General features: G+C 58.1%; 13 protein-coding genes. 7 read left to right on the top strand and 6 right to left on the bottom strand.

Annotated features, from left to right (window positions below; genetic code table 11):
- The first annotated feature begins 27 nt into the window (after nt 1-27).
- Both NLY36_RS16995 and NLY36_RS16990 read left to right on the top strand, forming a co-directional pair.
- Entirely contained in the window at nt 28-855 is an 828-nt protein-coding gene (locus NLY36_RS16995) for a methyltransferase domain-containing protein (RefSeq protein WP_023746408.1), read from the top strand.
- Between the two features lie 642 nt (nt 856-1497).
- The gene (locus NLY36_RS16990; protein ID WP_023699925.1) at nt 1498-2238 is read left to right on the top strand and encodes an SDR family NAD(P)-dependent oxidoreductase; all 741 of its coding nucleotides are present in this window, start codon (nt 1498-1500) and stop codon (nt 2236-2238) included.
- 1002 nt (nt 2239-3240) lie between these two features.
- Here NLY36_RS16990 and NLY36_RS16985 read toward each other — a convergent pair.
- Nucleotides 3241-4683 carry a LuxR C-terminal-related transcriptional regulator gene (locus NLY36_RS16985; protein WP_023699402.1) on the bottom strand — a complete coding sequence of 481 codons (1443 nt, stop codon included), beginning with the start codon at nt 4681-4683 and terminating at the stop codon, nt 3241-3243.
- 191 nt (nt 4684-4874) lie between these two features.
- Between NLY36_RS16985 and NLY36_RS16980 the strand changes: the two genes are divergently transcribed.
- The 4 genes from NLY36_RS16980 to NLY36_RS31560 all read left to right on the top strand — a co-directional run bounded on the left by NLY36_RS16980 (nt 4875) and on the right by NLY36_RS31560 (nt 9136).
- The gene (locus NLY36_RS16980) at nt 4875-5249 is read left to right on the top strand and encodes a hypothetical protein (RefSeq protein ID WP_156931637.1); all 375 of its coding nucleotides are present in this window, start codon (nt 4875-4877) and stop codon (nt 5247-5249) included.
- Nucleotides 5250-6610: 1361 nt separating this feature from the next.
- The gene (locus tag NLY36_RS16975) at nt 6611-7342 is read left to right on the top strand and encodes a hypothetical protein (RefSeq protein ID WP_023716274.1); all 732 of its coding nucleotides are present in this window, start codon (nt 6611-6613) and stop codon (nt 7340-7342) included.
- A 460-nt stretch (nt 7343-7802) separates the two neighbouring features.
- Nucleotides 7803-7880 carry a KTSC domain-containing protein gene (locus NLY36_RS16970; protein WP_245259991.1) on the top strand — a complete coding sequence of 26 codons (78 nt, stop codon included), beginning with the start codon at nt 7803-7805 and terminating at the stop codon, nt 7878-7880.
- A gap of 1118 nt (nt 7881-8998) precedes the next feature.
- Nucleotides 8999-9136, top strand: a complete 138-nt coding sequence (locus tag NLY36_RS31560) for an SOS response-associated peptidase family protein (protein WP_023696775.1) — start codon at nt 8999-9001, stop codon at nt 9134-9136.
- A 54-nt stretch (nt 9137-9190) separates the two neighbouring features.
- Here NLY36_RS31560 and NLY36_RS16965 read toward each other — a convergent pair whose 3' ends face one another.
- From NLY36_RS16965 to NLY36_RS16950, 5 genes are all read right to left on the bottom strand, one after another.
- A complete protein-coding gene (locus NLY36_RS16965) occupies nt 9191-9493 on the bottom strand; it encodes a DUF1330 domain-containing protein (protein ID WP_023670645.1) in 303 nt (100 codons plus the stop codon).
- Nucleotides 9478-9618: a hypothetical protein gene (locus tag NLY36_RS16960; protein WP_155924055.1), complete on the bottom strand. Its 141-nt coding sequence runs from the start codon at nt 9616-9618 to the stop codon at nt 9478-9480. The genes NLY36_RS16965 and NLY36_RS16960 overlap by 16 nt, the downstream gene beginning before the upstream one ends.
- A gap of 69 nt (nt 9619-9687) precedes the next feature.
- Complete coding sequence (locus NLY36_RS31740) at nt 9688-9915, bottom strand: exopolysaccharide production repressor protein (RefSeq protein WP_488376934.1); 228 nt, start codon at nt 9913-9915, stop codon at nt 9688-9690.
- Between the two features lie 819 nt (nt 9916-10734).
- A complete protein-coding gene (locus NLY36_RS16955) occupies nt 10735-10923 on the bottom strand; it encodes a hypothetical protein (RefSeq protein WP_245260321.1) in 189 nt (62 codons plus the stop codon).
- Nucleotides 10913-11137, bottom strand: a complete 225-nt coding sequence (locus tag NLY36_RS16950) for a hypothetical protein (protein WP_023736937.1) — start codon at nt 11135-11137, stop codon at nt 10913-10915. The genes NLY36_RS16955 and NLY36_RS16950 overlap by 11 nt, the downstream gene beginning before the upstream one ends.
- A 1055-nt stretch (nt 11138-12192) precedes the next feature.
- Here NLY36_RS16950 and NLY36_RS16945 point away from each other — a divergent pair.
- Nucleotides 12193-12384: a hypothetical protein gene (locus tag NLY36_RS16945; RefSeq protein ID WP_023699408.1), complete on the top strand. Its 192-nt coding sequence runs from the start codon at nt 12193-12195 to the stop codon at nt 12382-12384.
- Nucleotides 12385-12671 lie beyond the last annotated feature (287 nt).

Below are 12671 nucleotides of genomic sequence, written 5' to 3'. Positions count from 1 at the left end.
TGCTTTTTCATCCGGGGGCACGCCAGTATGACAAGCGAACGTCAGCACGAATACGAGTTGGGACATTCGGAAAGAGAACTGAGAAGGCTGGCGACGCAGGCGGCATTGGTTGACCCGATGACCCGGGATTACCTGCTGCGAGCTGGCCTTCGAGCGGGAATGCATGTCCTTGACGTGGGGAGCGGCGCTGGCGATGTCGCCTTTCTCGCGGCTGATATTGTCGGACCCACAGGTCTTGTTATCGGCTCTGACAGGTCGGCGGAGGCTCTTGACGCTGCTCGGGCGAGAGCCGCGCAACGTGGTTTGGAGAATGTAATCTTCCACCAGTGTGATCCTGCCACCTTCACTTTCGATATAGCGTTCGACGCTGTTGTTGGCCGATACGTCCTAATGTTCGCGCCCGATCCGGTCGAGATGTTGAGAGGGGTTGCGCGGCATCTTGGTCCCGGGGGCGTGATGGTATTCCACGAAGTCGACTGGACTGGCGCTGCCTCGTTTCCCTCCGTCCCAACGTACGACAACTGCTTTCGGTGCATTGTGGAGACATTTCGTCGTGTAGGGACCAACCCCAACATGGGCCTGCAGCTCCATGCGACCTTCGTAAAAGCCGGGCTGCCGGCCCCTAGCATGGCGGTAAGTGCTCTCGCCGGAGGTGGATCAGACAGTATGAGTGGCATTGATCTGATCTCCGATCTCGCAGCGACCATGGCTCCGGTGATGGAGCAGATGGGCGTTATCGCAGCTTCAGAACTCGGTCCCGAAACGCTGCAAGATCGAATTCGCGCCGAGGCTTATGCAAGCGGAAGCGTGGTGGTCGGCCGATATGAGGTGGGCGCCTGGTCACGACGAATGTAGGCACCACGGTCATGCGCCCGCGCTTCCCTCGTTCAGCCCGCTCGAGCTGAAATTGACCGCTCAACAATGGAGGCGGAGAAGACGCATTAGAGCCGTCCGACCGCTACAGCGGTAGCGCCATCAAGACAGCGCTGCTACCTCAGAGCAGCAGGTGAATTGCCACAAGCTCGATGATCAGCAAAACGGCGCACACCACGCCCGCAAGGGCATAGCCTCTCCAATACGCGCGTATGTCCTGATCGGTTTGGAATGCTTCTAGCCAGAGCCCGTCGGGGGAGACGCCAAGGCAAATGGGGATAGGCATCGCGGCTGGCACGATTGTATTAGGTGCTAAAGCATCTCTGCCCAACATGCAGGCGGCTCTCTGACCGCGAAGAACAGATATTAGCCTGCGCTAACTAATGGCGAAAGCCCCTCATCGAAATATCGCCGGCCTGTCCTGATTGTCTCTTTGGTTGTTTCAAACTGGGCAATGGCGTGTCGCCGCAGGAGAGCGGGACAAAGAACAACATCGTCGGTGTACGACCTGGCTCGCTGCCGACCAGGTCATAGCTGGCTCCGGCGCTGCCAAGACTTGGTGACACCGGTCTGGCCGCTGGCGAAAATATGCGATCCTGCTAAACTTAGCCCGTGTGAACACGCATGAATGGGGGCTTTGTGCCGGTATCATATGACCTCATTGGCAAGACAGCCGTCGTAACCGGCGGAGCAAAGAGTATCGGCAAGGCAATCGTAGAGCGCCTTGTAGCGTCGGGTGCTGCAGTGCACGTGTGGGATCGAGATCAGATCGAACTGAAGGGTGTGGTGTCTACGAAGGTCGATATTACCAGCCGCGATCAGGTAACCCATGCGATCAACATGATCGTCGGTCGTGGCCAGCGTATAGACGTTCTGGTTAACAACGCCGGTTATCTAGGAACCCTTCACCCGTTTGACCAACACGAACCTGCAGACTGGCGAAGCATCATCGAAACCAATCTGATCGGCACGATGCAAGTGACGCAGTTGGTTTTGCCCCACATGCGAAAATGGGGTGTTGGCCGCATTGTCAATATGGGCTCTTTGGCGGGCAAGGAAGGTCTTGCCAACCTTGCCGCCTATTCAGCCTCCAGCGCAGGTATCGTAGTCTTCACAAAGGCGCTTGGGCGTGAGGTCGCCAATACAAACATACGCGTGAACTGCGTCGCTCCTGGGCCAATCGATACGGACATGATCCGAAACCTCGGGGTCGCAGCTGTCGAGACAATGATCGCCGATAGTCCAATGAACCGGCTCGGCCGGGTCGAAGAAGTTGCCCACATGGTGGCCTGGCTGTGCTCGGACGCCAGCAACTTCAATACCGGCGCGGTATTCGACATGTCGGGTGGGCGGGCGCGTTACTGAGCGCCGACTGTGTCTCGGTGCTTTCAGGCGGCCCCGCGTCACCGTGGACCAAATATTCCCACCCCTAACGGCGACCTATGTGATCCCCTCATGGCAACTCTGCGGTACGAGGTAAGGCGGGAACCGGATGGGACGTGGACGGTGTTCGACGTTTTCACCGGGCAGCCGGCTATTGTAGTGGGCCACCCTTCTGTCGACCTTCCCGACATGGAGTATGCTGAAGAGCTGGCAGCCATCCTGAATGCCAACGACCTGAAGCAGAGGCTATCTCACGGGAGGCTCCCCGGAGGGCTCGCCTGACCGAGGTGGCATGACAAGTTAGCCATTCAACGCCTTCGTACTGCCCTTCCAGGATGGCTCGTCCGATTCCGAGCAAGCATTTGTTATTGAATTCCCGACTACGACCGTCTTAAATCGACTTGCCATTGCGTTTCGTAGGGAGGATTTGATGGGCAACGTGGTGCCAATTCGCAGGGCCACGCGTTGCGTGGAAGTAGTCGGAGCCAGTGGCGAATGGGTCGTCCGCATCATAGAGACCGACCAGGAAATTACACGCTCATTGGGCCTGGAATCGTTTGCGCTGTCCTTAGCGGAAGGCCAGCGGATACGCCTGCATCTCGACAAAACGCTCTGGGTTGAACGGTGCTAAATCCCCGAGCCGTCCAGTTGCTGGCTGTCTTGCCTCCCCAGGGCGCCGGCATGGAGGCTCGGTTTTTCGGCAGTAACCTCGAGACGGCTCGACAAGCCTGAAGGTCGATCGTAAAATCGGCTCAAAGCTCCTGCCTCGGGCCGCGTTCTCGCCGCTCAATGATCGTCAAACTGCCTGCGTAGGTGATCAGGTGAAACCAGGACCTATTCCTTGCGCGTCACGCCCCTCTTTCAGCCGCGACGACTACATGCTGGCCCGCTTTCTGAGGATTTTCACCGCGAAGCTGACGGTCCGCTTGCGGCCCCAATGCTGCCCAGGAGCAATGCGCCTCTGAGGTGACCAGAGTGAAGAAGCTAGGCGAAACCCGCACGACGGGCGCCTTCTCTGATGGCAGCAATGGCGACAGGATTGGTAACCGGATAGGTTCTGATGAACACCTCAGCCGTGAAATTCGGGAACTCGTCCTTCAGTCGCGAATTGATCCTGGCGACCTGAGGAGTTTCATTGAGCATCGCATGAGCCATTGCCAGAAACAGAAGGGTGGCGGGCGAATCTGGCGCAGATTGACGTAGCGCGACCAGTGATTCACGGTAAAAGCCTAGAACGTAGCTGCATCGAGCAAGCATTCCATAATACCAGGGAACATAAGGATTTAGCCGGACCGCTCGCTTGGCCAGTTCGTAGCCACGCTTCGGGTCGCTGCCAACAAGAGCAAGGCTACCCGCAAGAAAGGCAAGTGAGTCCGCGTCATTTGGAGCAGCCACCAACACTCGGTCATGTTCTTCGACAGCAGCTTCGACATCGCCCTGCAATGCCCGAAGATCGGCAAACATTATGCGGGCGTAAATGTCGGCCGGGTCGAGCGCCAGCGCTTGCTTGACACATTGGCTCCAGCTCTCGATTGAGCCGGAAAGGTTGTCGGTAAACCCGTTGATAGCTTCCACAGCATGCGCAAGTGCCAGCGCGGTCCAAGCTCTTGCTAAACCCGGATCGAGTTCGATCGCACGCGCCAGTAGCCGTATCGCCTCCTTGTTCGACTCACGGGTGAAAAGGTGCTTCTGCTCAAGCCCAAGCAGATAGCAGTCATAGGCCTGCAAACTTGCTGGAGCCTTCCGACGAGCCGCATCGCGCCGCAGATTGGCGAGCTGACCGTGGCAAGTTGCAAGGACATTGATGACGTTTTCGGTCACGCTGTCCAGCATCGCAAACAGGTTGTTCGCGGAACGATCGTAACGCATCGTCCAGACATCGACCCCTGTGTGGGCGTCGACGAGTTGGACGCGGATGCGCACCCGCTGCCCGTCCACTTGAAAACTTCCCTCGATCACATAGTCGGCATTCAACTCTCGTCCGAGTGCTCGCACGTCAACACGCCGTCCCTTGTAGGAAAGCATTGTTTGGCGGGCGATCACCGCAAGGTCCCGGTAGCGAGAGAGATCAACTATGAGGTCCGCCGACAACCCATCAGCGATACGAGTCCAGCGTTCTTCTCCGCTTAAATTGTCGAACGGGAGAACTGCGAGGACCGGCGGACCCGGCTCGTCGGTCGAAAGACTTCCGGGTGGTGCATGGCTGCGGTCCTGCTGGCGGTGATCGGCAAGTAACCCAGCAAGCGCCACTTTACTACGAACATCGAGCTTCCGATAAATGGCCGAAAGATGGGTCCGAACGGTGGTAGGCGCTATGAAAAGTGTTTCGCCGATTTCGCGATAAGTCATTCCCTCCGCAAACTTTGCCGCGACCATCAACTCCCGATCCGATAAGCCGGCGAGAGGATTGCCTACGGCGCGAAGCATCGTTTCATTTTCCTTGCTGCCGACCTGTGGCCAGAACCCGATGGCCTTACATCAGGATGAAAATACTACAGATGCGATATCGAAAACACTGCATTTGCACGATTCCATGCGACGGGTCAGCATCCTAGTCTCTGCAGATCGGCAGGGCAGGTTGCTGGCAGGCCTGGTCGATTCGGAACACGGAGGGCTCCATGACAAAGTTGTCTGTCTTGACCGTAATACTGGTGCTTTTGGTGTCGGTGGGGCCATGCTTGTCCGAAGGTACCCAAACCAACAGCAAACTGACTTCCGAAGAAGCGGTGAAAGCTGCCAGCTCTGAACTGTATTCCGACATTCTCGTGCGAGCATGCAGGAACGGATGGCGGTATCCGCGCAGCTACATCGAAAATGGATTCAGGCGCCACCTGGCGGAGCTGAAACTGCAGCTTGTCGATCAGGGTTACAGCGTCGTACCCAACATGACCGTGAATGATCTGCCCGTCCGAGTACCGATATCGGAGACCAAACGCCGTCTGGTTGGCTCGCGCCAATTCAGCTGTTCCCACCCATACTGGCGCTATGAATGACTCCACGCGACGGTGTGCAATCTGACAGCCTGATTTCCGGCGGTTCTCCCCAGGTTGGAAGGAGGCGTTGACGAATGGCAGGTTGTTATTCCAGGAGGAGTGACACTCCTCCTGGAGCTGTAAACAACGTCATGGAATGACCGCTCTTCGGCTGCGTGGCTCCGCAAGCTGCCGATCCGCTACCGGCCCTGTTCCAGCCGTCAAGGGGCCGGCCGGTAAGAGCGCCCGCTAAACTTGGTCGTCAAAGCAGCGTATTCGTCAGTTGACAAGGCAAACTTCGCTCGATGACCGTGAACTCGAACGGCAGCTTACCGACGAGCGCTTCCTAGAAGCAGACCGTCCGGATACGGCCCCAAATGAGACGTTGGAAGCATTGAGGGCAGGGGACAGTTCGTGGCGCAAACGAGATAGCAGTTCCGAGTAGTCATCGCTGTTCGCGAAACGGTCGATTCCTGGAAATCGCAATGTCGTGTATCGACTAACGCGCTATCTCGGCTCGAGGACCAATTCAGGTACGCGCCTGACATTAGCTGTTGAGCATAGATCCGTGCGTCCCGGAAAGCGGACGCGGCACGATCCGGGTTAGGCGAGTAAGATACGCTCGATGACGGCGGCGCGCGCGGAACCGTCGCAACCAAGGATGAAGCTGTTGCTGGAGTCGAGCGGGCATTCACGCGGCCATTGCCGGAGCAGATCGGCGCTAGGACGGCCCAGCAGCCTTTGTCGCGGGGGGACACTTTGCGGCGGGCGGGCCGCTGGGCTCGACCGGTGAGACTCAGCGCCGTCCGGCAAACAATATGCGCACGACTGCCAATGCCAACGAATCATACAAACGGAGGAAGGAAGCGATCTAACCAGCTATCGCCATTTCCGATGCGAACGCCTAAGCCTTTTATGAGACCTAAGCGCAGCTTGCAGGCCGCAGCATGGTCCCAATTTGGGACGAATAGTTTGGCACCCATATTGCACCCACATCTTTCGCCGGCTGATCCCCGGTCCTGATCGCGTACTCTGATCAGGTGTAAGGCTCGCCGGGCTCGAGGTAGTTGGGGTCTTCGCCCGGCGAGTTGTCTACCAATGCGCAGTCACAGCCACACGGTGACGCCATACTCAAGCATTCCGCGGTTGTGCATCGCCCGACCAAGGTCCGATCGGTATGGGACTTCAGTCGCGCAAAGGGCCGATACGGTCTCCGACTCCGGATTTTTTTGCTAGATTTCAGAGGGTTACAAAGCGCTTCGCAGTCGTCAGTCGCTCATTGCAACAAGCATTTATCTAAAGTTCATTCAGTCGAATTAGGAAACTCTTATAAGCCGCTCTATAACGAATCGGCGAGGTGGCTATTCGCCTGAGGAGGTACCATGACATCCCGAAAAACGCTGTTGGCAGCGCTTGCCGCGCTTGCGCTAGTGACCGCTCCTGCTTTCGCTGGCGCGGGTGGAAATGGTGGTGGTCACGGCAATGGTGGTGGTCACGGCAATGGCGGTGGTCACGGCAATGGCGGTGGTCACGGCAATAGCGGCAAGTCCGGCAACAGCGGCGGGAAGTCCGGCAACAGCGCTTCGCACGGCAAGTCGGCATCGGCTCACGCCGGAAAGAAGGCCTCGGGCGAAGACCAGGTCGCCGTCGACGACATTGAGGTCGCCGCGACGCCTAAGGACAAGAACATTCACGCCAAGCTTGGCCGGCTGAACTCGCTGCAGCGCAACATCAACGCTTACATGAACTCCAAGAGCAAGAAATTCGCCGGCATTCAGGCTTATGTGACAGCGTCGGCGGCCGCCAAGGGTGCCCAAGCCGCGGTAGATGCCGCCCAAGCCGAAGTCGACGCGTTGAACGCCAAATTGAACGACCCGAATACTCCGGCCGACCAAGTCCCGACCCAGGAGCAGATTGACGCAGCGCAGGCGGCGCTCGATGCCGCCAATATAGCGGCGGCCGATGCTGCTGCCGCCGTCCCGTCGCTGGATGACGCGCTCGCCGATATGGCCAACAAGCCGGTCGACGCCGAGGTCACCGAATGGGCCAACGGCGTGCTTGCCGAGAAGATCGACGAGATGGCTGCCAAGCAGACTCCTGCGGCAACGCCGTAAGGCGGTCACAGCTGAAGCGACCCTAGTCGAACGTGCAAGCCGCCGGGTCACCCCCCCCCGGCGGCAGGGCGACCCGAGCTTGCCACCTTATTCTCCTCTTTGAGGGCGACCCCTAAACAAGCGGAGTTGCTAGCTACCGACGCGTAGGAACAAAAGTGCCGAAATACCGTGTTGAGGAGATGGCAGGCGATGCCGTGACGGCCACCCACACCGTCAACGCGAAAACTCCGATCAGGGCGGCGCGCGAAGCGGCGGAACGAGACGTCATTCTACGCCCGGTCACATCTTCGAATACACTTCAGCCTGTAGGGCGGTCCATACCCGGCTGGCCGCGGCTCACGCTGGTTTCTTGAAACGCACCATGCCGTCGACCTCGATGCGCAAGTTCGACTATTGACCCGGACCAGGGTTCTCTCGGTCTGGTTTTGAGCCAAGGGGGAAGCAATACGATTTCCTGGACGTGCCGCTTGAGGCATTTGTCGCGTTCAAATCTGCTTTCGCCAAGGGCCGCTATTTCAACAATCACATCCGCAACTAACTATGCATTGCGACTCGCCCAAGATCCGACTCGCCCAAGAAAAGGCTGCAGGCTCGTTGGACGATTAAGGGAGGTACTTTCCGAAAAACGGCCCGCGCTGATCGAAGGGCGCCCAGGCCGGACCGTTGCCGCCGGTCGGCAGCGGGAGGCATCCATTACGGCCGGTGCAAACCGGCCTCTCCCGGCACAATTAGCAACCTTCGGCAGTCGTTTTCATCTGTCCAGGGGCTGCGGACTGGGCACTGGTGTCATCCTGTTGACCAGGAGCGGCCTGCTTGGCACTGCCACTCTGCTGGCCCGGCGCACAGTCCTTCGCTGAGTTCGAATTGGTCGACTTCGTTGTGGTCGAATCCGTGTTGTTATCTGTCGTCGGCATCGTTGTGGTAGTGGAGGAGCCACTCGACGTTGTCCCTGTTGTCCCTGTCGTCCCCGCGAACGCAAGCCCGCTGGAAACAGCCATCATGGCAGTGGCAAAAAGAAGCCGTTTCATTCTTCATCTCCTAATGACAAGTAATGTCCCTTCCATTCGATAACGGGGGATGCGAAGGATCGGTTCCGATGCGACCTTGTGTTGACCGGCAGCTTTGGGGCGGCCGTTAGCGGACTGGCAGCCTTCAGGCGGCGGATCTTCGGTAGCTGACATTCCGGCTAGCGCGGACATCGCCTTCCCCATGGGCAGAAATTATTCTCCTGGGGCCCGCCCACGTTTCTCTCAAGCCTCCGATTTCATGACCGACAGGTTATCACGATGTGTCTGAAGGTGCAGAAGCTGATCGTGCCCCTTGGTTGTGCAGCCCTTCAGCCGTGGGCCAACCTCCCAACACCCTTGAAAAGGACTTGAAGTCGTCCCGCACCGGAGCGAACGTCTTCGCATGATCGGGATAACACGGCGGTCACGAGACACCTGACGAGTTGAAGGAATGGGAGCGACGCTCCCTGGAAGGCGACTTCTCGCAAATGCCGCGTCCCTTCCGTTGGCGTCAGTCAGCGCGCTTTGCGCATTTCATGAATGGCTATAAGGAGGCGGGCGGTTTGATCAATTCGCTCGTCTGCACCGCAGAATTGCCAGAGATGTCCTGGACGGCCGTTCGCCGTGGTACGGAAGCGCGCGGGACTTTATGGCTCTGGCTGAGGGCGTCCTTGACGACCTGTGCGAAGACAACGCGAGGATGGAGGGCATCAATACAGCACCCGCGTTCCGCGACGCCTTCATGTCCAAACGCTGCCTGATCCCTGCCGACGGCATCTCGCCGTGAGGAAGAAATGACGCTGAGGACGCCAACTGTCGTCGGGTCCGCTGGCTGCATGGGTCACGCCGCAGGCGTTGCAATCCCTTCTAAAGCGATGATCCTGGTGTTAGCGGAACGTTTGCGGATCTCGATCAGCCGGGCGTATTCCGGCGAATTATACCAGCCCATCAATGACGCCATGTCGGGGAATTCGACAATGACCAGTCGGTGTGGATCCCAATCACCTTCCAGAACCTTGGTGGCGCCACCGCGGCCCAGGTACCGCCCACCGTACCGCTCTTCGGTAGCGGGAACGTCCCGCCGATATTCCTCGAACAAGGCAGCGTCTTTTACGTCTACATCCGCTATCAGATAGGCAGCCATCTGTGTTTCCTCCTTAGACCTACCTCGCGCTCCTCGGCTTCGGCGTCGTCGGTCCGCACCCTGTCGACGATCTCCGTGGCGACATCCAGCGCCAGCGCGCTTTTCGATGATTTTGGCGCTGCCACGGCTTTCCTTCTTTCGCATGGTTCGCAAAGATTAGCATGATCGCATGCTCTCGTGTCTGGCGGTCTCCCTCAAAGCGTCATCGACCGCCCTTCAGATGAGACACCGCCGTCTCGACAGGTAGGCTCGGCAGGGTTCGGTTTTTCTTCGGTCCTTTTCATCCAAAACTTGTCGAAAAGCGCGAATGAAAATAGGAAATATGCAACCTGAAAGATGATAAAAATCAGCAAGGTCCATGTAAGGGACTTCCAGAACGAATCCGTTGCTAGGTAAATCCAGGTCGCTACCACGGTCGACATGGCAAACATCCCAATCAGCAATCGCGGAAAAAACAATATGTTCAATGCGCCCCATAGCTGGACCGACCGGTCTCACGTCTACCCCCCAGAAGCACGTAAGGCTTCACTAAATTAGTAATTGCGCGCCAATGGCCAGAACCAAACCTTCCGACCAGCTTTCCCGGGCTGAAATCGACCGCTTCCTGGCAGCAGCCGAAGCGCTGCACAAGAGCATCGTCGGGCCGCTGTGGCGTACCACAGCGAGCATGCCAAGCTCTGTGAGGTCCCTCCACCCCTTTTGAAGGCGGTCGAGAACATCACCGACCATAAGGCAGCCAGACGGCTCCCGCGCGGCTGAGACGGCCCTGTCCCGTTCCTTTGGATGAACTGCGCAAAGGCCATAGGCGATAAGATAGGTATTGCCCTGCGGAATCGGGTGTGATTCTAACTGCGACGACACACGAATTGCTTCCAGACGACGGTTGGGCCGAGACGATTGAGCTTCTCGGCGGCGAAGATTTGCTTACGCGGAGCGCCCGCGAGACGAAGGCGTTCCTGCGCCCGCGGGGCGTTCGATCGGCGCCCGATCTGTTGCGCCTGACGCGCGGCGGCTTCTCGACCAAATCCATCTGAAGACACCGAACGCGTTCATTTGGACAGCGACCCATACTTGGCCCGCCGGCTCATGCTGGCGGGCTTTTTTGCGTCAGTCGGGAACATCCTCACTCTGAGGCTGTTCGGTCACACCCGGCTCGTTCTTCAGCGATTCCTGCCGGTGACCAAGATGTCCTCTCCACTCGTCATGGTCGGCCCGCGCAGCCTCGAAAGCAGGCGCGGGGCTCATTCGCCGTCATTGCTGTGTTGTCGGTGCGCAACCGCTTCTTTGAATGCGCGTGCTGCTGCATCGCAAGCGACACGTGAGGAGCCGTTCACGGACAAGATGATTTCGGCTGCCTTCACGGTCAAACCGTGTTTTTCGGCGAACTCTGCGGCTGTGTATGCGAGTTTTGTTTTTTCGCTACTCCGCATTTCTGACTCCATAGATCTCTTGCGCCTCGTGCAAGCTCTGTCGGGCCTGTTGCAGTGATCGATGCAAGTTCGCCAGCAATTCGTCGGCGTCGGCCGTCGGACTGCCTTCGTGATCCAGTAAGCCGACGATAATATCCTGCTTGGAAACGATGCTCTCGTTGTGACCGAGTTGGCCCATAAAATACATGAGCCGGCTCTGTGCCTGTGTGGGCATGGGCCTTCTCCCTGGTCGGGCGAAAGCCTGATGATCGCTCCCAAGCGCCTCGTGCCTGTTTGTTTTTGATTTTTCGAGGCGACGGCAACATTGTGCGCTCGTTAGCAGGCCATGGCAACCGGCCAGGCAATAGCAGCATCCATGGTGCGCCGCCCTGACCGCGCGTGCCAGTCCCCTGGCACCGCTCGGCCGCTACTTTAGTGTTTCTGGTTGACCATCGTGATCGGCGCACCGCATTTTCGCGTTGAGGGACAAACTGGGGATCCTGAATGAAGAAGCCTTATCAGAAGCCTGAAATAACAAGCGCGAGAAGCTCTCGGCCGTAACGGCTGTGTGCACGCCATCAACCTGCACCGATGAGTGAGAACCTTTAGACCGGCGCTTTGCCGAAATTCGCTAGCCAGTTGGCTTCGGCGGCGGGCTTTTCCGCTTCCAGGCGCCGAAACTTATCTTCGCGTTCCTGTCACCACGAGCCATGCGGTTTCCGTGCTCGGTCTCCGCACTTCAGGGTCGCTGAACCCTGCATCTCGCAAGGCAGCAAATGACCTCATCGGCTCGCGAGGTATAAAAATGTCGGCCGGCATGTTCATCCTGTCCATAAGCGCCTTCGGGAGGAAGCCCAGGACGACGCGACCGCCTGGTTCGATGACGCGAGCGAGCTCTGCGGATCCGGCTCTAAGGCTTTGCCAGAAGTACACTGTGTGGACGCTGAGCGCCTTGTCGAATGCTATCCGGCAAGGGCAAGTCCTCGACTAGCCCGACTCGGAACTCGGCTCGTCCGGCGCGCACTGCATCTGTAGCGGGCCACCCATCTGTCAACCTTCCCGACATGGAGTATGCCGAAGAGCTGGCGGCCATCCTGAATGCCAACGACCTAAAGCAGAGGCTATCTCACGGGAGGTTCCCCGGAGGGTTCGCCTAACTGAGGTGTGATTCGCCCGCCTTCGTAATGCCCATCGAGGGTGGTTTGTCCGATCCGAACAAGCATTTGTTATTGAACTTCCGACTACCAGGGTCTTAATCGACTTGCCATTGCTTTTCGTAGGGAGGCTGTGATGGGCAGCGTGGTACCAATTCGCAAGGCCACGCCTCGCGTGGAACTGGTCGGAGCCAGTGGCGAATGGGTCGTTCGCATCATTGAAACTGACCAGGAAATTACACGCTCATTCGGCCTGGAATCGTTTGCGCTGTCCTTCGCGGCAGGCCAGCGGATACGCCTGCATCTCGACCAGGTTGTGCGGCTTTAGGACTCGCTACGATTGGATAACCTCAGTGCCGGGAGCACGGAGACTTCACCGCAGACCATGCCGAGCAGCGGGATCGACACGAAGCTGTCTCGGTGGTGATCGTGAAATCTTCTGCTCGACAAGCAACACCCATGAGGAGAATGCTTCCGCTGTCCGAACTCACGACCTTGCAATTTGGCGCATTTCGCGAAGCGCGATCGACCCAGGATACGCTTGTGTGCGGATCTAGGACTCTAGTCGAGGCTCACTAGCGGAACAGCCGCTTAGCCATGTGGCTCGCAATCACG

It is taken from the genome of Mesorhizobium sp. C399B (genome assembly GCF_030323185.1).
In the GTDB taxonomy this organism is placed as follows: Bacteria; Pseudomonadota; Alphaproteobacteria; order Rhizobiales; family Rhizobiaceae; genus Mesorhizobium.
This window is presented reverse-complemented; position numbering and strand designations above follow the sequence as displayed.

Bases quoted from the DNA above. Each gene is read 5' to 3' on its own strand.
- NLY36_RS16975 (WP_023716274.1), top strand. From the start codon at position 6,611: ATGACATCCCGAAAAACGCTGTTGGCAGCGCTTGCCGCGCTTGCGCTA.
- NLY36_RS16955 (WP_245260321.1), bottom strand. From the start codon at position 10,923: ATGCGGAGTAGCGAAAAAACAAAACTCGCATACACAGCCGCAGAGTTC.
- NLY36_RS31560 (WP_023696775.1), top strand. From the start codon at position 8,999: ATGGCTCTGGCTGAGGGCGTCCTTGACGACCTGTGCGAAGACAACGCG.
- NLY36_RS16945 (WP_023699408.1), top strand. From the start codon at position 12,193: ATGGGCAGCGTGGTACCAATTCGCAAGGCCACGCCTCGCGTGGAACTG.
- NLY36_RS16995 (WP_023746408.1), top strand. From the start codon at position 28: ATGACAAGCGAACGTCAGCACGAATACGAGTTGGGACATTCGGAAAGA.
- NLY36_RS16965 (WP_023670645.1), bottom strand. From the start codon at position 9,493: ATGGCTGCCTATCTGATAGCGGATGTAGACGTAAAAGACGCTGCCTTG.
- NLY36_RS16980 (WP_156931637.1), top strand. From the start codon at position 4,875: ATGACAAAGTTGTCTGTCTTGACCGTAATACTGGTGCTTTTGGTGTCG.
- NLY36_RS16950 (WP_023736937.1), bottom strand. From the start codon at position 11,137: ATGCCCACACAGGCACAGAGCCGGCTCATGTATTTTATGGGCCAACTC.
- NLY36_RS31740 (WP_488376934.1), bottom strand. From the start codon at position 9,915: ATGTCGACCGTGGTAGCGACCTGGATTTACCTAGCAACGGATTCGTTC.
- NLY36_RS16990 (WP_023699925.1), top strand. From the start codon at position 1,498: ATGAATGGGGGCTTTGTGCCGGTATCATATGACCTCATTGGCAAGACA.
- NLY36_RS16985 (WP_023699402.1), bottom strand. From the start codon at position 4,683: ATGCTTCGCGCCGTAGGCAATCCTCTCGCCGGCTTATCGGATCGGGAG.